This is a genomic window from Streptomyces sp. NPDC096339 (assembly GCF_044762985.1).
In the GTDB taxonomy this organism is placed as follows: Bacteria; Actinomycetota; Actinomycetes; order Streptomycetales; family Streptomycetaceae; genus Streptomyces.
In genome coordinates this window covers 265,723-288,333 of the sequence record NZ_JBIWFI010000001.1, presented here as the reverse complement: position 1 = coordinate 288,333, position 22,611 = coordinate 265,723, and the positions used below count along the sequence as shown (strand labels likewise).

Genomic DNA, 22,611 nt, shown 5'->3' with positions numbered 1-22,611 from the left:
TCAGGGCCTTGGCTTCCGTGCGGGGTTCAGGAGATTGGTCTCGCTCGCGCGAAGGACCGTTCGCGCGGATCCTGGTCAGCGTGTACGTACGCCGTCGATGGCGATCGACAGCAGGAGGTCGGCCTCGGCTCGGCCGTCGATCTCCTGCTCTGTGGCCAGCGCGATGGCGCCGACGAGCTTCAGCAGTGGGGCGATGGTGATCCCGGCGCGCACGGCGCCCGCCGCTCGGGCGCGCGCGAGGAGGGTGTCTCCGGCGGCGGTGATCAGGTCGTGGCAGGTTTCGCCCAGCGCGGGGTCTCCATCCCGCATCAGCGAGGCCCCCAGGCCCCGGTTGGCCACGGCGTGCGCGCCGACCGCGTGAAGCCAGGTGGTCAGCGCCTGGCCGGGGTCGGATTCGCCGAGGAGTTCGTCCGCCGTCGCACACAGGGCCTCCACCCGGTCCTTGAAGACCGCCTCCAGGAGTGCCTGCCGGGAGGGGAAGTGGCGGTGCAGGGTGGCCGATCCGACTCCGGCGCGGCGGGCGACCTCCTCCAGGGAGGCGTCGGCGCCATGCTCGGCGATCAGTTCCCCGGCGGCGGCCACGATCTTCTCGGCGTTGCGGCGGGCGTCGGCGCGCATCGGCCGACCGGGCGAGGCGGCGGCGTTCTTGGGCACGGGGACTCCTGACGGCTTGATAAACGGGGTGGCCCTCCATATCGTAGCGAACAAGAAACGGAGGGCCACCCCGTTTATGGCTTACGGGATGGCTCCCCCTCCGCGTGGACTTGATGGAGATGATCGTGAATCCGGCAGAGAAGACCGTCGTGGTGGCGGGTGCGACCGGTCTGCAGGGCAGGGCCGTGACCCGTCACCTGCTCCGCGACGGCTGGCAGGTGCGCGCCCTGACACGCGACCCGAACGGGACGCAGGCCACGGCGCTGGCGCGGGCCGGCGCACAGGTGGTCCGGGCTCGCATGGAGGACATCGACTCCTTGAGGGCCGCGGCCGAGGACGCCTGGGGCTTGTTCAGCGTCCAGCCCACCGTCGGCTCTCCCGGCACCGCGCCGGACTTCACCGCCGACGACGAGGTGCGCTGGGGGGTGAACGTCGCCGAGGCCGCCCACGCCGCGGGCATCGGGCACTTCGTCTTCACCTCGGTCGCCGAAGCGGACCGGCACCTTGAGGAGAAGCTGCCGGTGAATCTGGTCAGCAAGTGGCGGATCGAGCGGCACATCGCCGCGCTCGGCCTGCCCGCGACGATCCTGCGGCCGGTGTCGTTCATGGAGAACTTCGCCGGCGGATACGCGCTGCGGAACGGGAACCTGTCCACCGGACTCGCGCCGGAGGTCCCCCAGCAGATCATGGCCGTCGACGATGTCGGCGCCGTCGCCGCGCTGGCGTTCTCCCGGCCGAAGGAGTGGATCGGCCGGGCCGTCTCCCTGGCCGGGGACGAACTCACGCCGGTTCAGATCGCCGCGGCCATCGGTAAGGCACTCGACATACCGCTGCCCTACGTTCGGATCCCGATCGACGCGATCCGAGCCCTGAGCGAAGACTTCGCCTACGCCAATGAGTGGCTCAACGAACACGGCTACCGCGCGAACATCCCCGCCACCCGGGAGATCCACCCCGGCACGATGGACCTGCGCACCTGGCTGGAGCGCACCGGCGGGGCCCGGATCGCCGCGTTCCTCGACTCCGCGCGCACCACGGGGCAGGACCGATGAGCGCCCGCACTCACGGTCTCGGGCGCGTCGGTATCTGGGCGGCGGACTTCGACCACCTTTCAGCACCCGAGATCCGCAAGGCCACCGCCGCGGTCGAGGACCTCGGCTTCGGCACCCTTTGGTTCCCCGAGACCACGGGACGTGAGGCCATGGCGCAGGCCGCGATCCTCCTGGCGGCTACCCGGCACATCACCGTGGCCTCCGGCATGACCGACATCTACGCCCGCGACCCGGTAACGGCCGCCGCCGCACAACGCACCCTGGAGGAGGCGTTCCCCGGACGGTTCCTGCTCGGCCTGTGGGAGAGCCACCCCAGCCTGGCCGAGGACATCCGAGGCCACCGCTCCGGCCCGGCTCCGGCCACCATGCGCGCCTACCTCGACGCACTGGAGAACGCCCCGTTCGGGCCGCCCGGCACGGTCGCCTCACCGAACCGCATACTCGCCGCCCTGGACCCTGGCATGCTCGCCCTCGCCGCCGAACGCGCCCGGGGCGCCACCGTGCTGGGCATGCCCGTCGAGTACACCCGAGAGGCGAGGACCGTCCTCGGAGACGACGGCCTTCTGGCCGTCACACAGCTCTGCGTACTCGGCCACGACCACGCGGACACCGCCGACCTGGCCCGCACCACGGCCGCGGCCGCCCTGCCGAACCGCCGCGACCTGCTGCGCGGACTCGGACACCCGAACCCCGACGCGCTCGACAGCCGGCTGGTCGACGCGCTGGTGGCCCACGGTCGCGCCGAGGACATCGCCCACCGCGTCCACGAGCACTTCGAGGCCGGAGCCGACCACGTCAGCCTCCACCTTGTGACCACCACTCCCGACTCCCCGTCCGTACGGCAGTGGGGGCAACTCGCCGCGCACCTGCCCGTTTGATCCCCCATACCCGCGTAGGGATGCGGCACGAGTGAGTGCGGCGGCCGGGAACCGTCACGGCTGGTTCGGGACCGCGTGCGATCCGGCCGCCCGTCGGTGAGCGGGTCTTCAGGGTGACCGTTGCCATGAGTGCTGTCGGTGGGCTGGGACAGCACCGTCCAGTGATCGTTTCCCATCCTCGCCGCTGACCGCAGAACCGAATGTCAGTGGGAACGCCTACGGTTCTGTCGTGCCGAACTCCTATACGACCCTGTGGACCAACGGTCTCTGTCGAGAGCTCGAGCGATCCGGCTACGCCGGCCGGCGTCTGACGATGATGTTCGGCGGCCCCCACCAGTCGCTGCCGAGCTTCGAGCGTGCAGGCGTACGGCCCGGTGACACGATCCACCCCGTCCGGGTCTTCCGCACCCGCCTCCACGTGCTGGGGGCGATGGAGGTGTCCCGGATCATCCCGTACGAGACGGCGGGGTCGGAGCTCCACGACGATGACTACACGAAGCTCCTGGACTGGCGACCGCTGAAGGCCGGCTGCGTGACCGAAGTACTGCTCGGGCCCCCTGGCGCTCCCCTGACGTTCGACACGGTCGTTGCTCCTGACCTTCTGGAGCGTCTGACCTTCACCTCGCGCCGGGGTGAGCGCACGCTCAAATACGTCGAGGAAGGACGGCTGATCCGATCGGTGAGCCTTCAGGGCATCTACCGGCTCGCGGCCGATTCCGCCGCAGAGCTCCACGAGCTCGTCCTGGACCACAGCCGCTGACCGCTTGGCGCCGAGGCCGGCACCCCAGCACGTCACGCGCGTTCACGCACAATCACGCGCGTTCACACGCAGCCTCGCCGACCCCGCCGCCGGACGGAAATCCGCGGCTCGCGCCCTACAACCCGCAACTTTGTTCGTGAGTCAAGAAGGGCATGATCAGTCCCCAAGTCCTCTCCAAGGGCGCTCACATCACGGTCCTGAGGCCGGATCACCTGAAGATCACCGAGGACCGGCTGATCACGACCATTCCGCTCGCCGCCGTCCAGGAGGTCCGGCCGGACGGCGAGACCGCGCTGACGCTGGTGCTGACGGACGGGGTCACCCGCCGCCTCCCCGGCGGCAACGCGTACTCCGCCGAAGCCTTCCGTACCGCCCTGACCGCCGCCCTGCCCGAGCAGCGGGACCCCGCCGGCAGTTCGCTCATCACCACCGAGACCGGCGGCCTGACGATACCGGTCTGGGCGGTATGGGGTGGCGTGCTCGCCTTCCTCGCCGCCTGCACCGGATACGTCTGGTGGACCGGCTCCGCGCACGGCGGGAACATGGGCCTGGCCGCGTTCGGAGCGCTGCTCGGCCTGCTCATCGGCGGACCGTCCACGGCCGCTCTCGTCATCAGCGCCAGGGACCGGGTGGCACTCGCCCGGCGCGGCATCACGGTCGTCGCCACCCGGGTCTACTACCCGAACGGCAAGCGGGCGAGCCACTACCGCTTCACCGACGCGAGCGGCAACGAGCTCACCACGACCTACGGCTCCGGCCGTACCACGGACGAGATCCACGTCGTGTACGACCCCGAAGGACCCTCCCACCGCCACGCCGCCGTCGAACCGGTCTACTCGACCGTCACCAAGCACCTCATCGGGGCGGTCTTCGCCGCCGGCATCCTCGTCCTCGGTGTCTGGGGCGCGGCCGCGCCCTACCTGTGAGCACCCGTCAGCGCCCCGGTAGAGCGTCTTCCATCTCCGCCCGGACCGATCCGGTGGCGGTGTGCCGTGTGCACCGGGGCGTTCCCCGCCCCGCCCCGCGTCCCGCACACGCAGCCCCACGGGCCCCGGTGTCAAAGACCCGCGCGGGCTCCGAATGGTTGCCGAGGTGCTCACGAGCCACGAAGCTCTGCCAAGATGACGCAATGTTCGATTTTGGCATTGCGGGCTACCAGCCGTTGTGGTTGAATCGCCGCAGTGACGTTGTGCGGGAGCATGGGCATCGCCTGCGTGGTCTTGCCGGCCGGACTCTGACGAGGGTCTGGATGGTCTGGGACCGTCAGGACGACGAGTGGTTCAGTGACTGCCCGGTCCTGTTCGACTTCGAGGGCGATCAGGTCGAGATCAATCATCACAAGTTCGACGACCTTTCCCTCACGTGGAACACGATCGCCCCCAGTGACCCTGTCCGGTGGCCCGACTTCGATCTGCAGTGGCGGTATGAGCCTCTTCCCGGACTTCAGGCTCTGCGGGGGCTGTCTCTCAAAGGGGTCGAACTCCTCGAGTGGACAGGCAGGGATTTGGCTGGGGGAAGCGTCGACGTCAGTTTCGTCTTCGAGACGAGTCGGGTGACCGTCTTCAACGCTCTCGACGAGAACGGGCTGGGCTTCGCCCCGCCTGATCGGCATCAACGGCCCCACCCGCTTTACTGAAGCCTCTGGAACTACGGCAGTCCCGTAACTGCTGCTTGCCGCAGGTGCCGAGCCCTTCCCTGTGCTGGGTTCCAATGAGCGCGGGGGCGTTGTCAGTGGGCGAGGGCACACTGACTGCATGATCACCTCTTCATCCACCGCAGACGATGCCTCCCGCCCTTCCCCTGTCTGGGTGGAGTCGATGGGTGGCCCTCTGATCGTCGTCCCCGTCTCCGACCTGGCCGCCTGGGGCGGGTGCACGGAGAGTGGTGCCATGGCGGGAGACGCCACCGCTCCAGACGACTACGACCGGGCCTGCGCGGTGGACGATCTGGCCGGTGTGATCCCCGTTGGCGAGAACGGTTCGCAGGCGCTGGTGCTGGCGGACGAACCGGCCACCAGCTGCTATCTGCCCGAGCACCGGGCCTTCCTGCGGTGGCTTGCCGCCGACTCCGAGGCCGGACTGAGCGCCGCGGCAGCCACCGTCCTCGCGGACCCGGCCACGGTGTGGGAGGAGTGCGGCACCTGGGTGTCGGACGGTCCGGCGGTGCTCATGGACTCCGCTGAAGCGGGTGCCGACTTGGGCATCGAGTACCCCGACGGCGGGATGCCCGCCGAGGCATCGGTCCCGCTGCCCGCCGGCTGCTGGAGGGTCCGCGCCACTCACACCAAGGTGGACGAGGAGAACTGGGTCGGCCTGGTCCAGCTCCTGCCCGCCGAATCCTGAACGGACCGTGCTTCGGCCGGGTGCACTCGGTTGCGGCGCGCAAGGTTGTGCAGATGCACGATGCCGAGCACCGCGTGGTGTGCGCCATCGCCCTTCAGGCGGCAGTCGCGCAGGATCTTCCGCCCGGCCTGATCGACGGTGCACTCGTGTGGCAGGCGGCAATCGAGCCCGGCCAGAAGGACCAGTGGGAGCCGCTCACCGCTTAGGCCGGGCACGGCAGGAGGGTCTGCGACTCCAACCGGGCATTCACGGGCGGCACCCGCGCTCATTCAGAGGGGGACCGGAGGGTGGTGGTGCCTTCGGATTCCTGGGCGGCCATCAGCTCATCGCCGTGCTCGAAGGCCCATGCTCCGACAGCGTCGATGGGTGCCAGCAGGGTCCGCCCCAGCGCGGTGAGTCGGTACTCGACGCGGGGTGGCGCTCCGGGGTGTGCCTGCCGGTCCACCAGTCCGTTGGACTGCAAGCGCCGCAGCGTCTCGGTGAGGACCTTGGAGCTGATCCCCCCGATCCGCCCGCGCAATTCGACCGGGCGTCTGGGCCCGTCGCGCAGTGCCCAGAGCACGACGGCGTTCCAGGTGTTGGAGAGGAGGTCGAAGGCGAGGCGGGCGCGGCAGTCTGCGAGGAAGGCGTCGGTCGTCACGTACCAAATGGTGCCCGACGGGCCTTCTAGCGTCGTCGTGAACGGTCCGAGCAGGTCTTGGGAGGGAATACGTGATGAGAATCGGCGTACTGGGCACGGGCAACATGGCGGACGCGCTCGCCACCCACTGGGTACGGGCCGGGCACGAGGTGGTCCTCGGCGGACGGGACACGCACAAGGCGGAGCGGCTCGCGAGGCACATAGGGGGCAGCGCGAAGGCGGCCGGTCTGAGTGCGGCGGCCGAGTTCGGTCAGGTGGTACTGGCCGCGCTGCCCTTCGGCGCGGGGGTGAGCGTGGTGCGGGAACTGCGGGCGGCCTTGGACGGCAAGGTGCTGATCGACTGTTCCAATCCGGTTGGTCCGGGCTTCCTGCTGCTGACAGGGAGCGGCCCCTCGGCCGCACAGCGACTGGCCGCGGCGGCACCGGGAGCTCATGTGGTCAAGGCGTTCAATCTCTGCCATGAGGACGTGTGGCGCATGACGCCGCCCGTCTTCGACGGGCGGCCACTGGCCGTTCCGGTCTGCGGAGACGACGAAGCGGCCGTCGCGCTCGTACACCGGTTGGTGCGGCAGGTCGGCTGCGAGCCGGTGGCCGGCGGCGGTCTCGAACGAGCGGGACTCCTGGAAGCGACCGCCGCGCTCTTCATCGGGCTGTGGGTCGGTGAGGAGGCCGATGCCCAAGCGATCGCGCCTCCGCTGGCCTATGCCGCCGGACCGAGGTACGAGGAACCAGAGGACGCCGAGAAGGCTTGTGGCTAGGGGTCCTTCGAGGTGGTCCCGCCGGAGTGGAGCGGAGCGGACCGGACCGGCCTCGCCGAGAAGCTCTGCTTGTGCGCCAGACATCCAGAACGCGGGTCTGTCCATGAACCGAAGATAGTTGTGGCTGGTGAACGGATACCACCGGCTCAACGCGCTCGCTCCGGCGGCTGGTGTGATCACGGCGTCGGAACCGTCCTGGACAGCCCCGTTCACCGGGCTGAGCCCGTACTCCTTCGGCAAGTTGATGACCGTCGAGCCTTTGGAGGATCGGGTGCTGCTGGTCGCGGCCTACTGGCGAACGAACTTGACGCTGCGCCGGCTCGCTCCGCCTTTCGGTGTCTCCACGTCCGCCGCCCACCGGATCATCGATCATCTCGGTCCCAAGCTCGCGCTCCAACCGCGCGGGCGGTTTGCGAAAGACACCGTGCTCAAGGCTACTCAAGATCAATTACGGGACAGCCCTCAGGCCGCGGGGAATGCGGCCGGCAGCCGCGGGGGTGGGCCCTGGGTCCACACCACCCGCAGGGCCGAGGCCGAGATCCGCCAGCCTTCGGCCGTCCTGACCAGTTCGGTGTCGGCGTGGCCGGCCGAGATGAAGACGCTGCCCGAGCCGTCCGCCAGGACGTGGGTGCTCAACTGTGCGCCCTTGGCAGTGGCCCGGGCGCCGTTGACCTCGATGACGGCGTTGGTGCCCAGATGCACGGTTCGCTCGAACAACGCCATGGCCTGCCGAATGTGGGCCAGCAGGTCATCGCGGCCGTGGACGGTGCCGATGGGCATCTCCGCGGTGACGTCTTCGGTGTGGAAGGCGCGAGCCCACTCCTCGTCGAACACCCCGACGTCCAGGGAACGCAGATAGCGGTCCATCAAGTCGGTGATCTCGGCGCGGTCGGTCAGGGCCTGTAGCTGTCGGCGCATTTCTTCGGTGTCCATGGAGGAAGACTCCTCCCTCAAGCGCGCTTGAGGTCAAGGCCTGCCGAGAGTTCCCGGTTTCCCGGATCCGGTTACGGCTGCTGCCGCGGCCCCGCTACGTCTGTGACGGGGAACGTCTGGCGAGGCGCCCGTTGAGGCGGACTTGCAGCCAGGTGTAGCAGTCGGCGGTCCAGAGCCCGACCTCCGCTCCACACCCGGCGCAGGCCAGATTGGGCCCGTCGTACCCGCCCGGCCCGCAGCAGCCGGCCCATCGACCCAGGATTTTCGTGGTCCCGATGATGTCGCCCGGGCTCAACAGGAAGTCCACTCCTGCTTCGTGAGCCGCCCGGGACTTCCCGAAGCCCTTCGGTGGCGCTCCCCAGCTGATGCTTCCCGGCTCCGGGTCGCGTGCGAAGGTGCCGGGCGCCATCCTGGGCGGGCAGGGGTCCACGGGAGAGTCGAGCGGCGTCCAGGCCTCGCCCTCGCCCGGCGGCCGCACTTCACGCACAGGGGCGGACAGCCGGGTGCCGCACACGGCGCAGGAGAAGACCTCGGCACCGGCGATCTGCATTTCTTCCACCTTGTCGTTCGGTGCCAAGGAAGCTACCTCACGTCACCGACACGCCCGCCCGGGACGTCCTTCGACAGCGGCCGGGTCGACCGCGAGGTCGTTCACGCGCTGGAGCAGTGGGCGGCGTACGGGATGGCCGGTGACCACGGGGACGGCCGGCAGGCCGAGCGGGTGGAGACGTCCGGGCTGATCGGCTGGACGACGCTGCCGCCACCGCCAGGTCGTCGACCTCGTGGGCGAGGGTGCGACGCGCGAGCAGCCGCACCCGCGCACACCACCCCAGTGCCGGTCTGGGAGCGCACCACGGTGCCGCTGCCCGACGCGATCCTGGCCGACGTCACCGCCGGCGAGGCGACCTGGTTGGTCGGCTACGCCTGGACGTCCGACGGCGACTTCGCCCCCCGGGCCACCCGGAGGGTGAACGGGGCCTGGACCGGCGACACGGCCGCCGGGCTGCCGGCTCCCGGCCGACTGGACGGCATCGACGCCGCTGCCGGCCGGGTGTGGGCGGTCGGCACCGAGAACGTCCATGACACGGCGGGGAACCTGACCGGGTTCCGCGCCCTGGCCGCCCGGTGGGACGGCACGGCCTGGCGCCGTGCGCGGCTGCCGCTCGTCCAAGACGACCATAACCGGGCGACCCTGAACAGGGTCGACGTGCTGCCCGATGGGCAGGTGTGGGCGGCCGGCACCTGCACGCGCCTGTCACCCGACCCGGATACGCAGGTCACCGAGCCGACCGGGGTCGTACTGCACTTCGACGGGACCCGCTGGGAACGCTTCGATGTTCCCGAAGGAAGCGGCCATTTCACCGACTTGGCCGTGGTCGACGGCAGTGTGTGGATCGCGGCGGAGTCCGGTTTCGACGGCGCCGGGGTGTGGACCCTGCACGCCGAACCACCAGGACACCCCACCGGCCTGTCCGGCAGCCTCCGCGCCGTCGCCGCCGGTCAGAGCGGTACCTGGACCGTCGGAGCGGACTTCGACGACCAGGGGACGTACACCCCGGTGGCAGCCGGTTCCCCGAGACCGTTCGAGTCAGGGGGGAGTACGGGGCCCCCGACCTTCCGCTAGAGCCGGGGACGGAACCTCGGGAACCGGGATCGGTGATTGGGTGTCGGGGGATATGGGCCGTGACGGTGAGCGCGGTGCCCCGTCCTTGGATGAGGAGCAGAACCGGTGAAGCGCAGGGAGGCCGCGGTCGCGGTCGGGGTGGCGGGGGTGGCCTTGACGGCCGCGGGGCTGGGCATCGCCGTCGGCTGGGTGCCGGAGCCGAAGGACACCAGGCCCGTTGCCCCTCGGTGGCTGGAGGGGGTGGGAGGCGAGGAAGCGGCCGCGTACCTTCGTGTGCGGATTCCGGCGGACGCCCAGGACGTGAAGGGGGCGGGCGTGGACAACTGGGACGCCGACAGCTACCTGCTGTCCTTCACCGTGCCGCACGCCGAGGCCGAGGCCATCGCCGCCGATCTGCGCCTCGACCAGCCGCTGGAGTCCTACCCCCCGCTGCCTCCGAAGGAGCATCCGGCCCCGGTGTCGTTCGAGCACCTGGGTCTGCCCAGCCCCGACACCGTGCCGAACGCGCGCACGGGCAGCGTCTGCCCGGCGTGCGTCGGGGACGCGCGCAGGTCCATGTTGCAGAGCATTGGCATCACCCTCCAGGACCTGGGAGGCGGGATCAGCAGGGTCTACCTCGGAGGGCAGTGAGCGAGTGCGGCCGTGCCGCCACTGCTTGAGTCGTTGAGCCGGTTCTTCATGGTCCGGACTCGATGCGGCCCCGGGCTCCGGCATCCGGTACCTCCGCGCCCCGCGGGACCGGATCCGCTTCACGTGGGGCCGCCCGCTTCGGCGTTGAGGCGGGCCGCCTGGCGGGTGAGGTGGGTGCGTTCGGCCAGGGTCGGCGCGTGGTGGGCGGCTTCCGCGTAGAGGCGGGCCGCGGTGGCGTGGTCGCCGTCGCGGTCGTGGAGCCAGGCGTTGACCGCGGTGTAGCGGGGCAGGCCCGGGTCGAGTTCGGCCAGTGCGGCGAGGCCGGCGCGCGGGCCGTCGGCTTCGCCGATGGCGACGGCCCGGTTGAGGCGGGCGACGGGGCTGTCGGTGAGGGCGACGAGTTCGTCGTACCACTCCACGATCTGCGGCCAGTCGGTCTCCTCGGCGGTGCGGGCGTCGGCGTGGAGGGCGGCGATGGCTGCCTGGGCCTGGTACTCGCCGAGCCGGTCGCGGGCCAGCGCGCCGTGCAGGATCCCGATGCCCTCGGCGATGGCGGCCGTGTCCCAGAGGCCGCGGTCCTGTTCGGCGAGGGGGACGAGGCTGCCGTCGGGGGCGGTGCGGGCCGGGCGGCGCGCGTGGTGGAGGAGCATCAGCGCGAGCAACCCGGCCGGCTCGGGGTGGTCGACGGCGGCGGTGAGGCGGCGGGTGAGGCGGATGGCCTCGGCGGCGAGGTCGACGTCCCCCGAGTAGCCCTCGTTGAAGACGAGGTAGAGGACGCGCAGCACGGTGGCGACGTCGCCGGGCCGGTCGAGGCGGACTCCTGAGACGGTCCGCTTGGCGCGGCTGATGCGCTGCGCCATGGTCGCCTCGGGTACGAGGTAGGCGCGGGCGATCTGGCGGGTGGTGAGGCCGCCGACGGCCCGCAGGGTGAGGGCGACGGCCGAGGACGGGGACAGGGCCGGGTGCGCGCACAGGAAGTAGAGGCTGAGGGTGTCGTCGGCGTCGGGTGCGGGGCCCGGTTCCGGTTCGCGGTCGACGAGGTCCTCGCGGCGCCGGCGTGCGGTGTCGGCGCGGGTTGCGTCGAGGAAGCGGCGCCAGGCGGTCGTGACGAGCCAGCCGCGCGGGTCGCGGGGCGGGTCTGCGGGCCAGACGCGGAGGGCGTCGAGGAGGGCGTCCTGCACGGCGTCCTCGGCCGCGGCGAAGTCGGCGCCGCGGCGTACGAGGATGCCGAGGACGGCCGGCGTGAGCTCGCGCAGCAGGGCCTCGTCGACCGCCGGCGGAGGGGGCGTCCCAGGCGTTCCGGCTGTCCCGGCTGTCCCGGCTGTCCCGGCTGTCCCGGCTGTCCCGGGTGTCCCAGGATTTCCGGGCGTTCCGGGTACCTCGGGTGTTCCGGGTGCCGGGGCCCCGCCCGGGACGGCGGGGTCCGGGGCGGGGCGGGAATCGGGGGTGGGGGCGGTCATCGGGGGCCGGTCACTCCGTGATGGTGGGCGGCTCGGCCATGAAGGGACGCAGCTCCAGCCACTCGTGGATGGGCCGGCCGCCGGCGCCGGGGGCGGCCGACAGTTCGGCGGCGAGTTCCAGGGCCCGGTCGTGGGTGTCCACGTCGATCACCATCCAGCCGGCGATCAGGTCCTTGGTCTCGGCGAACGGGCCGTCGGTGACGGGCGGCCGCCCCTCACCGTCGTACCGGACCCAGGTGCCCTCGGGCGCCAGCGCCTGCGCGTCCACGAACTCGCCAGTCTGCTCCAGCTTCGCGGCGAAGTCGCGCATGTACTGGATGTGGGCGGAAACCTCTTCCGGGGTCCAGCGGTCCATGGGGACGTCGTTGGCCGGGGCCGGGGCGCCGCGGTAGTGCTTGAGCAGCAGGTACTTGGCCATGGCGGTTCTCCTTGATCCGTTGTGACGCGTCCATTGTGGCCGCGCTCACCCCTGGGACGGAGCCGACGCCGGATTCTCGACATCCCCGTCGAAGATTCTTTTCCGGAGGTTGGAGTGCCTCGGGGCGCCTCGCCGATCAGGCCGACGCGGCCCGGGCCAACCCGGTGGCCGGAGGCCCTGCCGCTGACCGGGCGGCGGATGCCGGTCGCGCCGGGGTCCGGTCAGTCACTCTCCCGGTAGTTCATGAACCAGTGGGTGTCGAAGAAGCGGGCCATCGTGAACGGGTGGTCAGGGTCGGTGAGAATGCGGCAGACGAACTCCGCGGCCTGGCAATCGAAGGCGACGTCCTCGCCGTCGAAGGACCGGATCACGACGGGCCAAAGGTCGGGGTCGTCCCCGTCGGCCCTCCAGCAGTACAGGTTCTCGTGCTCCGTCCCCGCCCAGATCAGCAGGCCGTCCTCCCTGAGATCCGTCCACGGCTCCTGATTCAGGTCCAGGAATCCGTCGAAGGCGCCGTGACCGAACGTTTCGACCATGCGCTTGTAATCGCTCGGCAGCGCGGTGCCCAGGCGCGACTCCATCTCCGCCCAGTCCACGTCCGGCCGCCGCGCGGGCTGCGTCCAGCCGGTGATCCGTATGAGCCGCTCCATCCAGTTGACGTCCTGGTCCGCGTCCGCGCCCCCGTCCGCGTCCTCGTCCGGAGTGACCGCGAAAAGTCCCGGCACCTCCCGGTGAGCGACCACCAACACCGGCCGCTCGGCCCCGTCGGCGTCCCGCGCCGTACCCGTGCCGACCCACTGATCCCCGTACGCCCACGCGCGTATCGTCACGGCCCGGTCCTCGAAGGGGGCCAGGAGAGCCGCGCCCTTGGACTCGTCGACCGTCGGATCGGTGAAGCCGGCGAGGACGAGGGTGCGCGGGGTTCCGTACCTGCCGGCGAGCAGGTCGAACAGGTCCTGCGGGTCCAGGTCGTCGGGCAGGTACATGTGGCTGACCTCCGGGCCGAGTCGGGCCAGCAGGTCGTTGACGGTTGCTTGCGTGAGCTCCATGGCAGACAGTGAAGCGCACCTCACTGACAACGGACGTACGTACTCACAGGCGTTGCCCACCGGCGTGGATCGACGCAGCGGATGCTTGGACGGGGGGCTCGCGACGGTGCCGCGGGAGTCATCCGCAGCCGTGGCAACCGGCAACGTGGGCCGCGTGCAGGGACTTGATCAGGGCGAGGTCGGCATGGACCGTGCGACTGGAGTACGAAGCGAGGACGCCGAGCCCCACCTGCTCACCACTCTTGAGGATCAACCCGGGAGCCCTCGCCGGCGCCAAGCCCGGCCCGTCACCGGTTTCGACCGAGCCGATCGCGCACCAGGGCACGTACTTCGAGCGCCCCAGGCCCCGCTCGGTAAGGCCCGCGGCGTCGATCCGTACTCCCATGACACAACTGCGGTACGCCGTCCAGACGCCGCCCGCGAACACCGCGACGTAGATCACGACGCCGATGGCACCGGTTGCGCCCCCGGCGGTCAACGTCGCAGCGCCCGCGAGCGCGCAAGCACCCCCCAACATGAACAGGGCGATGCGCTGTCCTGGCCTGTGGAGGGTCTGTGGGGGTATCGGGTTCGGCGAGGCGGACTCCATTGCCGCGACCCTAGGTCACTGAGGGCCGCCCCGGGCCGCCTTCACGAGATCCGCGACAGGGTCCGTTCATCCGTACCTCACGAACACCGGGCACGCCGGCGCTCCGGATCGAAGCGCCGGAGGAACACCTGCTCGCCGCATCACCGCATCACCGCATCACCGCATCGCCGCATCGCCGCGTGGGCCGCGACCACGCCACGAGCCTGATCGTCAAGGCCCTGACCTGCACCGGCGACCGCACTGAAGCCGACGCTCACGCCGCGCAGGCGGGTCGCACGAGGCCCGGCAGTACCCGAAGACCGGAGGGTTCTACCGGCGGTAGAATCGATCCGCCGAGACCGTCGCGTTCACGGCCGGAGCACGCCTGGACGTGGCGTCCTGGCCCGGAACCGACTGGCCGGTCGCCCACCCCGCGGCCATCGCCTGGCAGGCCGCGAAGTCGGGCGAGCCAGTCACCATGCTCGCCCTGACCCCCGAGGCGTACGAGGGCACCGGCATCCACCCGCTCGACCCGAGTTAGGGAACTCTCGGAATGATGCGCCCCGAAGCCGACCTCACCGCGGTCAGCCGCCCGCATCGCGCGGCGCGCGATGCGGCTGCCCCGCGCCCCGGTGCCGTCACGCCCGGCACCGTGACGGCGGCCCTGTTGGTACCGCTCCTGACCGTGGCCGGTGTGGCCACTTCCCTGCACACGCAGGAGATCGAGTACGACTGGGCCGACCGGCAACGCGAAGCCTGCCGGCACCTGCCCTTCCCGGTGACGGAGTACGCCGCGGGGTGGACCGGTGTGCTCCTCGGCCTGGCGGCGGTGGCGGTGTGCGTGCTGCTCGCACGACGGCTCCGCGGACGGTACGGACTGCGGCTCGGGGAGACCTGGCCGGGCCTTGTCGCCGGCACCACCGTTTGGTTCAACGTTCTCGCGATTCCGATGGAACTGATCCAGCTGTACGTCGTGTACGCGGCTGCCGCGGCCGGCATCAACCTCGGCGACGGGTGCTGACGAGTGTTCACTCGTCGGCACTCGTCGGCACCCTTCGGACGACGCCCGAGGCAGCAATGAAGGGCGATACGGATCGGACTCCGGGGATTCAGCGAGGGCGGCTGGGCTGCTCCGCTCGCCGCCTGGCACTCGACGAAGGTCTCGTACGTGGTCATGACTGGCCGGGTGCGTCCAGGCGTTCAGTGGGACCGGCGAAGGCGAGGAAGAGAGTTCGCGTGGTGAGCAGCCAGGTGTCGTCCACCTTACGGAACGCGTCTTCGTAGTGCCCCACCTGAACCGGGGGCCGCGGCGGTACGAGGCCTTCGCTGTAGCCGTCGACACGGTACGTGGTGAAGTAGGTGGTGGCGGCGGCGGTGTCCGCCGAGGTCACGGTAACCAGGATGTTGGTGCACAAACGGCGTGACAGCCGGTCTGCGGGCCGGTTGCCGAAGTAGGTGCGCAGGGCTTCGTGGCCTGCAATGCGGCGATCGCCCGCAGGCCATTCCCAGGTGCCGTCCTGAGTGAAGAGGTCCGCCACCGAGCCCGGGTCCCCGAGGTCGAGCCGGTGCACGAAGTCGACGACCAGGCGCTCGCAAGCCCGCTCTGCGAGCAGGCGCTCCATCGGGTCAAGAGTTCCAGCATTCATGATCAACTCATGCCAGGTCGCCCTGGCTGAGGCAGCCTCACCCGAGTTGGGCCCCGGTTCCGGGCGCATGTTTTCCAGAGCCGTGCCCGTCCGTGGCCCCCACCTGGCGATCCGTGACTCAGTGTGGCCAGGCCATGGAACTTGAGCCAGAGACCGAGTTGTGAAGTCACCGGGGTGCTTGCCACGGGAGTATCGGGATGCAGGCAAGGCCGTCCACCGACCCGTTGACCGCGCTACCGGCGTGTCCTACGCCTCGGCGTGGTGAGGGCGAGGAGCCTCCGTTCGGGATACTCCCGATGCGACGGAGACGCGATGGATCACGATGCGGTGATCACCGAACGCGAGGTGTCCGGCCTGGCGGTGGCACGGGTCGGCAGAGTGGAGGCGACCACTGCCGCCGCACTGCCCTGGGTGGTGCTCGATGGCGCCGGGCGGGCGATCATGCCGGCAAGTGAGTTCCTGCGGTCGTTGCCGGCCTGCGGCAACACTCCTGCTTCCTGCCGTTCCTATGCCTTTGACCTGCCGCGCTGGTTCCGGTTCCTCGCCGCGGTGAACATCGAATGGAGCCGTGCGAACCGCGTAGACGTACGCAACTTCGTCCTTCGGCTGCGGACGTGCCACAACCCGGCGCGGGACCGGCGCCGCCCGGACGCGCCCGCTCCGGGTCATTGAACGCGCGCACCGGCAAGCCGTACCTGCGGTCGGACTATGCCCCGGCGACGCCATCAACCACGAGGTGTCGGTGCCGGCGGCGTTCCATGACCACCATCTGCGGGCCGGGCAGGGCCCGTTGGTCTCCCCGGAGCCACCGCAATCCCGTGACGGGCGCCGGCTGGAGGCGCATCACAACCCGCTGGAGCCGTTCCGGCTGTACCGTCGGGGCGCCTACCAGCAGAAGCAGGTCGATCGTGAGCCGCGGGTGGTCCCCGACGATGTCGTCGAGGACCTGTTCAACTCGCTCGGCTGCCACCGTGACCGGGCGCTGTTCTCCATGTTCTTGTCCAGCGGCGCGCGGGCCGCCGAGATGCCGGGCATGACGATCGGCGACATCCACCCGGGCGAGGGCCGGATCTACGTGCAGACCAAGGTCCTGGGCGGCGCGAAGGAAGCATCACGGTCATCCGCCACTACCGGCAGTTCGTTGACCAGCGCCGGACCCAGCGTCCCAGCGAGGAATACCGCGAGCCCAGCGATACGGAGTGGCACAAGCAGGGCTGGGAGAGAACGGAGCCGGATCCCTCAGCTGAACAATCACATTGACCGGCGTGGGCGGGACAGAGATCGTAAGCCCATGATGGACAGCACCTGGCTCAACCGCGATCACCAGCTCATCCCCGGCAAGGAGCTCTTTCGCAGCGAGCGCAGGTTCCACCTCTTGGCCTACACAGCGAGCCACAGCCAGCTCCTGATGCGGAGTGTCGGGCAACCCGACGAACCCGGCGAGCCCGAAACAACGATTGACCTGCTGTTCAAGCCCGCCACCGTGGTGAAGATCAGTACCGGCTACCGCGGCTTGGCGATCAGATGCGCGACCGAGGCCGAGAGCGAGCAGGTCAAGGCCGACCACGCCGGCATGTCCTTCGGCCGGGACGATCACGTCTTCGTTCTGGAGAGCCAAGGCGAGTCCGACTACGTGGTTGCCATGGCCGTCGGCTGGACAGAAGGAGTGCTCGGCCGCACTCAGCAGAGCTTCTTCAACAACTTCTACCCCGCCAGGCCGATCATCTGGCCCAGCCGGCCTCTTTGCGGAGTCGATGCCGGCCTCGACATCGCCTCGGCCGAAGAACTCATCGAGGCGCTGTCGGCTGAAGAGAACGCCCTGATCCGACGAGAGCGTCACCGCCACGTCTACGTCGTCATGACACGGATGATCCGCCCCGACGGACCCGATGTCACCGGAGCGGGCGTCTTCCTGACCAGAGCCGACGCCGAGGACGCCCAGGCCGTGATCACCGCGAAGTCAGTCGACTGCTGGATCGAGGAGCTCCCGATCGCTCTCTGACCGGGATCCGCCCAGGCTCCCTCGACAGTGCAGAGAAGGGGCGTCGCGTCCTGCGGCCAGGAAGCCTTCTTCGAAGGGCACGTTCACGCGCTTCGCACGCTGGGCGGGGTCCCGCGCAGCAAGGTCCGCTACGACTGTGAGGATGTTCGGGTGCGCTCCAAGGCGGTGGCCTGACTCGCGCTACGACTGGCCCTGGTGCCCGAGGTCGATTCGCCGGCCGAGCTGAACGAGCTCGTCGTACGAACCGGTACTCGGTGCCGGTCCGGCTGATCGGCAAGCGGGTCCAGGGCGTGCTTCACGCGTCTCACCTGGTGGTTTACGACCGGAACGTGAAAGTCGCCCGGTACGAGCGTCTGATCGCGAAGTGCGGCTGCCGCCTGGATCCGGACCACTACCTGGAGGCCCTGACCCGCAAGCCGGGAGCCCTCCCCGGCGCGACGGCGCTCGAACAGGCCCGCTCGGCCGGCCATCGCCCGCTACGGCCGCGTCGACCCCCTCTGCATCGACGAACTCGGCTACATGGAACTCGACCGCCGCGGCGCCGAACTCCTCTTCCAGGTCTTGGCCAAACGCGAGGAGAAGAGCAGCGTCGCCATCGTCTCGAACGAGTCGAGCAGGCAGCCAAGGCCGGCTGACATCAGCCATCCCACGCCGAGCGATGGAACCACCTACCCGCCGGCGCGGGCCACAAGCAGCGGCTGGAAGAAGCCAGTCTCCTGCGGCATCCGCCACTGAGGGTCGACGAACCCGGCCTCGGCTGCGAGGCCGGCCAGCCGGTCCCGGCCGAGTGCCCAGTAGGTCGTCCGGCGGACCTGGACGCGCCATTCTCCGCCTGCCGGGAGGAGTTGGAAGTGCTCCAAGTCGTAGTGCTCCCCGTCGTCGTGCCAGTGCCAGAGCTGGAAGGTGACGGTTCGCTCTCCGCCGTCGGGCTCGGCGACCCTGGAGACTTGGGGCGGGGTCGAAGCCGGACGATCGTGCAGCAGGTCGTCGTAGGGCCGTGTGCTGATCAGCAACTGGCCGCCGGGGCGCAGGACTCGGCGCATCTCAGCCAGGGCGGTGTTCACATCCTGCTCTGTCAGCAGGTGGGGCAGCGAGTTGTCGGCGCAGACGACCGTGTCGAACTGGCCATCGGCGAACGGGAGGCGCCGCATGTCGGCGGCGGCCGTGCGCAGGCTCAGGCTCCGGCGGGCAGCCTCCCGGGCGGCGCGGGTGGCGGCGCGGGGGCTGATGTCGGTCCCGGTGACCCAATGCCCGTGCAGAGCCAGGCCGATGGCCTGGGTGCCGATGCCGCAGGAACAGTCGAGCACCGCCGCGCGATCCTGGCCGATCAATGCGTCCAGGGCGCCCCCCTGCCGACGGATGCTCGCGTCCCAGTCTGAGTAGATCAGGTGGTAGTCGTCGGCCAGTTCGTCGTAGAAGTGCGCCACTGATGTCTCAGGCATGACCTGAGATTACCGTGCCGGATTCCCAGGAGTCGCTGGTCGCCCTGGTGATCGGCACGAACGTCCCCGCTGACGACAGCGCCGTCATTGTCCCGGGTTCTGGCACAGATCTTGGGGAGCAGTCGCAGAGAGTGATGGACGTTCGAATCTGCTCACGGGATGGCGATTCGAGGGCGGGGCAGTCAGGTGACGGATGAACAAGCTCGGGATGATCCGTCTCGTACCGATCGCCGTGGATCGCCGGCATCGCCCAGTGCCAGGCCTCATCGTGCAGGATCAATCCTCGATCGGCCGCTTCGGTGGGCTTGTGCGGATACCCGTCGAGGTACTCCGTTTCGCTCCATGCCACAGCCCAACGGTCGTGCTGTCGACGGTCAGACAGTTCAGGTGCGCGCGCGAATGCGGTGCGCGGTCCGCAGTCCCTGCTTGGCGGCGGTTGCCACGAGGCCGCCGAGGGTGGTTCTGGCGAGGTCGTGGGCGGCGAGGCGTTCCAGTGGCGGCAGGGCCCGGTCGTCGGCGGTGGAGCCGAGAGCGCGGCAGGCCAGTGCTCGGAGGTCCGGGTCGGGATCGGTGGTCAGGGCAATCAGGTCGTCCACCACCGGCGGGCCGAAGGCAGCGATCGCTGAGGCGAGATGACTGGCCTTCGGGTTCCGGCGTTCCATCATGGCCTGCCAGAGCACGGCGAGTGCCCGGTCGCCGCCGATTCGGCCGAGCGCCAAGGCGGCCCTGCTGCGTACCCAGTTGGTCTCGTCGTTCAGCCGGGCTGCCAGGGCGGGCACGGCGGCGCGTTCCTCAAAGAGGCCGAGCGCCTCGCAGGCACCCTCGCGGACCATCGGATCGGGATGCTCCAGCAGGGCGGTGATCAGCGGAACGGCCCCGCGGAAGCCGAGTTCGGCACAGGCGAGCGCCGACCACCGCACCCCGCGGTGCCCGGTGTCGGCGAGCGCGCGCAGTAGGCCCGGTTCGACGCTCGCGTCGCCGAACAGGGCGATCCGGTTGAGTGCCTTGGCCCAGACGGTGACATCCTGCGTCCGGTGGTCGGAGGCGACCTCGGACAGAGCCGCCCGGGCCTGCGGATGGCCGAGCTCGGCCCACTCCAACAAGGCATCGATCGCCCGCAGTCGGATCGAGCGGCGGTTCCTGCTCAACTCGGCGGCGTGAACATTGACGAGGGATGTCGGCCCGTCCGGCGGATGTCCGAGCGCGTCCCCGAGCGGGCCGGCGAGCGGTGGTTCGAGCTCGCCCAACCACAGGGCCAACGGGCCGATGCGGGTGCCGACGTCCGCGTCGTAGCGGCCGTCACCCCGCAGGTTCGCGGCCAGCTTGGCGACCGTACGGAACAGCAGCCATGCGCGGTCCGATGGGGAATCGGCGAGGGCCTCGAGTCGGCCGGACATCGCCGCGGTGACAGCGGTCGGCGGGCGACCGGTAGCCTCCAGGACCGCCTCCGCCCAGGCGAGTGGCTCGCCCTGACGCTCGTAGAGCCGGCGACCCCACAGGCGGAGGACAGCGTCACGGTGGTCGGCCATCCCAGGATCGTTCCAGCAGGGAACACCGACGGCCAACGGATTTTCCTCGCGGTCGGTCGGATGCCAGATCGTCTCGGCATTACCGTGAGTTTGATCGGTAGCTCGCCCTCGGGAACGATGCGCGAAGTGGCGATGTCAGCGGGCCCACGTACGTTTTGGTTGACCGCCCGGCCGGGCGGCGAGGAGGGGTGACACATGGAATGGGTCGGCGACGCGCGGCTGGCAGCTGGGCCTGAGGCCGCCTGGTACCTGGAGACGGCTTTCACGCCCGGCGCTCACCTGGGGACGGTGTACGACGATCCGACAACGCCCATCGTTGTGACCGAGATCGAGGAGGTGACCACCATGCGCATACCCAGCGGCCGTCTTGTCGTCGATGCTCCGTTCGACGACGACGACGTCTCGAGATACGAGCAAGAGTTGCCGACAAGGCCCCCGCGGGAGCTGGCGGTGAGTATTCCGCCGGGCGTCTACCGGGTGGAGATCGCGTGGACGGCGGGCCCGTACGAGTTCTTCGGCGAGCACTTCGATGGCGTTGAGTGTGCCGCGACGCGCCTGTGTATCAGCGACGACCCAGTGATCGTGTGGGAGATGGGCTTGGGTGTCGGCGACGACATCGAGAGGCTTCAGCCAGGCAAGGAACCCCGATTTTACTCCGACGCGAATGTCGGCTGCTTCGCCGACGCCGGTGCGTGGACGACCTTGTCCGCGCCGTTTCGCGCATTCAAGGACGGCAGTCCGGTGCCGCGTGAAACAGAACGGCTGCCCGGATGGTGCGAGCGGGTGCGCGACGAGTCGCAACAGGCCGATCTGGTCACGTTCATGGCTGAATCGGGTGGCGTCGTCTGGTTGGGCCGCACGAAGTCCGGCGACGTGGCCACGATCGTCGTCACCAGCGGCATGCCCGGCACCAAAGCCTGACGTACCTCCCACCTCTCCATGTTCTGCGAGTCGCACGTCCGAACGTGGATGACCACTTCATCGGGAGGAACCGGCCGAGGAAAGGCATCAGGAGTCGCAGCGCCAGTTGTGGCTACGACCGAGTGAGCAACCTGCGGGGATCTGGACGACCGAACTCTGACCTCAAGAGCGCCGGCCAGCGACACGGAGAAGCCACAGAGAGGCGCTACTGCAGCAGGATCATCTTGCGAAGTAGTTCGAATCCGGCTCGGCCGTAGAGCTGCCGCTTGATCTTCTTGACGCGGTTCACGGCTCCCTCGATGCTGCCGGAGTTCCAATGCAGGGTGAGCCCCGCCGCCACGGCATCGAGGTCCCGGAGCAGATGGAGTGCGAAGCCGGTAGGGCCAGGTAGTTGGCCTGCGTCGACCGCGCCGATCCAGGCGGGGAGCCTGGCACCCTGACGATCGCTGGGTATCTCGCCGAAGTCGCGGACATGCCCGGCGGCTGTGTCCAGTTCGGGGCAGCGGGCCAGGACATCCTTCAGGCCTGCGCGGTCATCCTGGCTCGCCGCGGTGGGGTGCCGGGTGAGCCGGCCGGTCACCTGGCGCACCGTCAGCGGCCGGGTCGGAGCGTCGGCCGGAGCAGTGCGCAGGGTGGCGATGTGGGCGCGGACCATCTGGTAGGTGACAGGTGCGTTGTCGGCGACGAGTTCGCTGTGGGGTTGGGTGACGCCGTAGCCGACGCATTCGAGGGGGACGGTCTCACGGCGGAGGCGGAGGAGGGCACCGCGGTCGAGCTGCTCGGCGGCGCCGTGAGGCAGATGGGAGTTCGGTTGCCGGACGAGCTCGTGCCCAGCCCGTGCGGTGCCACCGGCCACGTCGCTCCATCCTCGGAAGATCAGTTCGTGGCGTCCCACTCGTCCGAAGTCATGGGTCTGGCGTCCGGGTAGTGCCGTCGGATCTCACTCAGCACCCACGCGTCGGCTGTACGGACATCCCAGCTCGAACTGTCGAACTCCCGCAGGGTCAATATCGGTTCGCCACCCGCATACCCCTCGAAGTCTCCGTCGACCGCCTGCAGGTACGGTGCGTCCATGGCCAGCAGCTCAAGGGTGGGGATTCCGGTGTCCACCGAGGCCTTCGTCATCCGGGCGAACGCCGGGTGTGGCTCATCGTCGAAGAGGCGGGCCTTCCAGGTCAGCCCGAGTCCGTAGCTTCCCAGTCGGACCAGGAGTTCAGCCAAGGTGACGTAGTGCCGCCGCCCCGCTGGGTGGCCCGAGTGCGGGGCGGCATCCCGCCAGGCCGAGAAGGTGATCATCTGCATTGT

28 protein-coding genes and 4 pseudogenes are annotated in these 22,611 nt (G+C 69.8%); 17 read left to right on the top strand and 15 right to left on the bottom strand.

Annotated features, from left to right (window positions below; genetic code table 11):
* Positions 1-75: 75 nt before the first annotated feature.
* Positions 76-654 carry a TetR/AcrR family transcriptional regulator gene (locus ACIQ5Y_RS01310; RefSeq protein ID WP_403873675.1) on the bottom strand — a complete coding sequence of 193 codons (579 nt, stop codon included), beginning with the start codon at positions 652-654 and terminating at the stop codon, positions 76-78.
* 125 nt (positions 655-779) lie between these two features.
* Between ACIQ5Y_RS01310 and ACIQ5Y_RS01305 the strand changes: the two genes are divergently transcribed.
* The 6 genes from ACIQ5Y_RS01305 (at position 780) to ACIQ5Y_RS01280 (ending at position 5,686) form a co-directional block, all read left to right on the top strand.
* A complete protein-coding gene (locus tag ACIQ5Y_RS01305; protein ID WP_403873672.1) occupies positions 780-1,706 on the top strand; it encodes an NmrA/HSCARG family protein in 927 nt (308 codons plus the stop codon).
* Entirely contained in the window at positions 1,703-2,584 is an 882-nt protein-coding gene (locus ACIQ5Y_RS01300) for an LLM class flavin-dependent oxidoreductase (RefSeq protein WP_403873669.1), read from the top strand. Before ACIQ5Y_RS01305 ends, ACIQ5Y_RS01300 begins: the two co-directional genes overlap by 4 nt.
* 229 nt (positions 2,585-2,813) lie before the next feature.
* Positions 2,814-3,344, top strand: coding sequence for a hypothetical protein (locus ACIQ5Y_RS01295; protein WP_403873666.1), 531 nt, complete (start codon positions 2,814-2,816; stop codon positions 3,342-3,344).
* A 152-nt stretch (positions 3,345-3,496) separates the two neighbouring features.
* On the top strand, positions 3,497-4,270 hold the full coding sequence (locus tag ACIQ5Y_RS01290; RefSeq protein ID WP_403873663.1) for a hypothetical protein: 774 nt from the start codon (positions 3,497-3,499) through the stop codon (positions 4,268-4,270).
* Between the two features lie 203 nt (positions 4,271-4,473).
* Positions 4,474-4,980: a hypothetical protein gene (locus ACIQ5Y_RS01285; protein ID WP_403873660.1), complete on the top strand. Its 507-nt coding sequence runs from the start codon at positions 4,474-4,476 to the stop codon at positions 4,978-4,980.
* A 118-nt stretch (positions 4,981-5,098) separates the two neighbouring features.
* On the top strand, positions 5,099-5,686 hold the full coding sequence (locus ACIQ5Y_RS01280) for an Imm21 family immunity protein (RefSeq protein ID WP_403873657.1): 588 nt from the start codon (positions 5,099-5,101) through the stop codon (positions 5,684-5,686).
* 38 nt (positions 5,687-5,724) lie between these two features.
* On the opposite strand, the pseudogene ACIQ5Y_RS01275 reads toward ACIQ5Y_RS01280, so the two are convergent.
* Positions 5,725-5,805: pseudogene (locus ACIQ5Y_RS01275) on the bottom strand (IS5/IS1182 family transposase); the annotation flags it as partial.
* A 146-nt stretch (positions 5,806-5,951) separates the two neighbouring features.
* Complete coding sequence (locus tag ACIQ5Y_RS01270) at positions 5,952-6,326, bottom strand: winged helix-turn-helix transcriptional regulator (protein ID WP_403873654.1); 375 nt, start codon at positions 6,324-6,326, stop codon at positions 5,952-5,954.
* A gap of 74 nt (positions 6,327-6,400) precedes the next feature.
* Between ACIQ5Y_RS01270 and ACIQ5Y_RS01265 the strand changes: the two genes are divergently transcribed.
* On the top strand, positions 6,401-7,084 hold the full coding sequence (locus ACIQ5Y_RS01265; protein ID WP_403873651.1) for an NADPH-dependent F420 reductase: 684 nt from the start codon (positions 6,401-6,403) through the stop codon (positions 7,082-7,084).
* A 127-nt stretch (positions 7,085-7,211) separates the two neighbouring features.
* Positions 7,212-7,514 (top strand): annotated as a pseudogene (locus ACIQ5Y_RS01260) (transposase family protein); the annotation flags it as partial.
* Between the two features lie 32 nt (positions 7,515-7,546).
* On the opposite strand, the gene ACIQ5Y_RS01255 reads toward ACIQ5Y_RS01260, so the two are convergent.
* Entirely contained in the window at positions 7,547-8,017 is a 471-nt protein-coding gene (locus tag ACIQ5Y_RS01255; protein ID WP_403873648.1) for a nuclear transport factor 2 family protein, read from the bottom strand.
* A 94-nt stretch (positions 8,018-8,111) separates the two neighbouring features.
* The gene (locus tag ACIQ5Y_RS01250) at positions 8,112-8,594 is read right to left on the bottom strand and encodes a hypothetical protein (protein ID WP_403873645.1); all 483 of its coding nucleotides are present in this window, start codon (positions 8,592-8,594) and stop codon (positions 8,112-8,114) included.
* A gap of 255 nt (positions 8,595-8,849) precedes the next feature.
* Here ACIQ5Y_RS01250 and ACIQ5Y_RS01245 point away from each other — a divergent pair, with 255 nt between their 5' ends.
* Both ACIQ5Y_RS01245 and ACIQ5Y_RS01240 read left to right on the top strand, forming a co-directional pair.
* A complete protein-coding gene (locus ACIQ5Y_RS01245; RefSeq protein ID WP_403873643.1) occupies positions 8,850-9,641 on the top strand; it encodes a hypothetical protein in 792 nt (263 codons plus the stop codon).
* 105 nt (positions 9,642-9,746) lie between these two features.
* Positions 9,747-10,271 (top strand): hypothetical protein, encoded by a 525-nt coding sequence (locus tag ACIQ5Y_RS01240; RefSeq protein ID WP_403873640.1) that lies wholly within the window; start codon positions 9,747-9,749, stop codon positions 10,269-10,271.
* Positions 10,272-10,390: 119 nt separating this feature from the next.
* On the opposite strand, the gene ACIQ5Y_RS01235 is transcribed toward ACIQ5Y_RS01240, so the two are convergent.
* From ACIQ5Y_RS01235 to ACIQ5Y_RS01220, 4 genes are all read right to left on the bottom strand, one after another.
* On the bottom strand, positions 10,391-11,731 hold the full coding sequence (locus tag ACIQ5Y_RS01235; RefSeq protein WP_403873637.1) for an RNA polymerase sigma factor: 1,341 nt from the start codon (positions 11,729-11,731) through the stop codon (positions 10,391-10,393).
* A gap of 10 nt (positions 11,732-11,741) precedes the next feature.
* Complete coding sequence (locus tag ACIQ5Y_RS01230) at positions 11,742-12,149, bottom strand: YciI family protein (RefSeq protein WP_403873634.1); 408 nt, start codon at positions 12,147-12,149, stop codon at positions 11,742-11,744.
* A gap of 221 nt (positions 12,150-12,370) precedes the next feature.
* The gene (locus tag ACIQ5Y_RS01225) at positions 12,371-13,198 is read right to left on the bottom strand and encodes an SMI1/KNR4 family protein (RefSeq protein WP_403873631.1); all 828 of its coding nucleotides are present in this window, start codon (positions 13,196-13,198) and stop codon (positions 12,371-12,373) included.
* 118 nt (positions 13,199-13,316) lie between these two features.
* A complete protein-coding gene (locus ACIQ5Y_RS01220) occupies positions 13,317-13,787 on the bottom strand; it encodes a PH domain-containing protein (protein ID WP_403873628.1) in 471 nt (156 codons plus the stop codon).
* Positions 13,788-14,157: 370 nt separating this feature from the next.
* Between ACIQ5Y_RS01220 and ACIQ5Y_RS01215 the strand changes: the two genes are divergently transcribed.
* Together ACIQ5Y_RS01215 and ACIQ5Y_RS01210 are read left to right on the top strand one after the other, a co-directional pair.
* A complete protein-coding gene (locus ACIQ5Y_RS01215; RefSeq protein ID WP_403873625.1) occupies positions 14,158-14,307 on the top strand; it encodes a hypothetical protein in 150 nt (49 codons plus the stop codon).
* 12 nt (positions 14,308-14,319) lie between these two features.
* A complete protein-coding gene (locus ACIQ5Y_RS01210; RefSeq protein WP_403873622.1) occupies positions 14,320-14,787 on the top strand; it encodes a hypothetical protein in 468 nt (155 codons plus the stop codon).
* 151 nt (positions 14,788-14,938) lie between these two features.
* Here the strand turns inward: ACIQ5Y_RS01210 and ACIQ5Y_RS01205 are convergent, their stop codons facing one another.
* On the bottom strand, positions 14,939-15,412 hold the full coding sequence (locus ACIQ5Y_RS01205; protein ID WP_403873619.1) for a nuclear transport factor 2 family protein: 474 nt from the start codon (positions 15,410-15,412) through the stop codon (positions 14,939-14,941).
* A gap of 312 nt (positions 15,413-15,724) precedes the next feature.
* Between ACIQ5Y_RS01205 and ACIQ5Y_RS01200 the strand changes: the two genes are divergently transcribed.
* From ACIQ5Y_RS01200 to ACIQ5Y_RS01185, 4 genes and pseudogenes are all read left to right on the top strand, one after another.
* A complete protein-coding gene (locus tag ACIQ5Y_RS01200; protein ID WP_403873616.1) occupies positions 15,725-16,084 on the top strand; it encodes a hypothetical protein in 360 nt (119 codons plus the stop codon).
* A gap of 64 nt (positions 16,085-16,148) precedes the next feature.
* Positions 16,149-17,414, top strand: a complete 1,266-nt coding sequence (locus ACIQ5Y_RS01195) for a hypothetical protein (RefSeq protein ID WP_403873613.1) — start codon at positions 16,149-16,151, stop codon at positions 17,412-17,414.
* A 254-nt stretch (positions 17,415-17,668) separates the two neighbouring features.
* A pseudogene (locus ACIQ5Y_RS01190) lies at positions 17,669-17,722 on the top strand (hypothetical protein); the annotation flags it as partial.
* A gap of 160 nt (positions 17,723-17,882) precedes the next feature.
* Positions 17,883-18,026, top strand: a pseudogene (locus ACIQ5Y_RS01185) (ATP-binding protein); the annotation flags it as partial.
* A gap of 56 nt (positions 18,027-18,082) precedes the next feature.
* On the opposite strand, the gene ACIQ5Y_RS01180 reads toward ACIQ5Y_RS01185, so the two are convergent.
* Genes ACIQ5Y_RS01180 through ACIQ5Y_RS01170 form a run of 3 tightly spaced genes read right to left on the bottom strand, consistent with a single transcriptional unit; the run spans position 18,083 to position 20,385 of the window.
* Complete coding sequence (locus ACIQ5Y_RS01180) at positions 18,083-18,856, bottom strand: class I SAM-dependent methyltransferase (protein WP_403873610.1); 774 nt, start codon at positions 18,854-18,856, stop codon at positions 18,083-18,085.
* The gene (locus tag ACIQ5Y_RS01175) at positions 18,849-19,205 is read right to left on the bottom strand and encodes a hypothetical protein (RefSeq protein ID WP_403873607.1); all 357 of its coding nucleotides are present in this window, start codon (positions 19,203-19,205) and stop codon (positions 18,849-18,851) included. The genes ACIQ5Y_RS01180 and ACIQ5Y_RS01175 overlap by 8 nt, the downstream gene beginning before the upstream one ends.
* A gap of 34 nt (positions 19,206-19,239) precedes the next feature.
* Positions 19,240-20,385, bottom strand: coding sequence for a HEAT repeat domain-containing protein (locus ACIQ5Y_RS01170; protein WP_403873604.1), 1,146 nt, complete (start codon positions 20,383-20,385; stop codon positions 19,240-19,242).
* Positions 20,386-20,580: 195 nt separating this feature from the next.
* Between ACIQ5Y_RS01170 and ACIQ5Y_RS01165 the strand changes: the two genes are divergently transcribed.
* Complete coding sequence (locus tag ACIQ5Y_RS01165; RefSeq protein WP_403873602.1) at positions 20,581-21,306, top strand: DUF4241 domain-containing protein; 726 nt, start codon at positions 20,581-20,583, stop codon at positions 21,304-21,306.
* 205 nt (positions 21,307-21,511) lie between these two features.
* Here the strand turns inward: ACIQ5Y_RS01165 and ACIQ5Y_RS01160 are convergent, their stop codons facing one another.
* Both ACIQ5Y_RS01160 and ACIQ5Y_RS01155 read right to left on the bottom strand, forming a co-directional pair.
* Positions 21,512-22,162 carry a hypothetical protein gene (locus ACIQ5Y_RS01160; RefSeq protein WP_403873599.1) on the bottom strand — a complete coding sequence of 217 codons (651 nt, stop codon included), beginning with the start codon at positions 22,160-22,162 and terminating at the stop codon, positions 21,512-21,514.
* Positions 22,163-22,182: 20 nt separating this feature from the next.
* Positions 22,183-22,527, bottom strand: a complete 345-nt coding sequence (locus ACIQ5Y_RS01155; protein ID WP_403873596.1) for a hypothetical protein — start codon at positions 22,525-22,527, stop codon at positions 22,183-22,185.
* Positions 22,528-22,611: the final 84 nt, after the last annotated feature.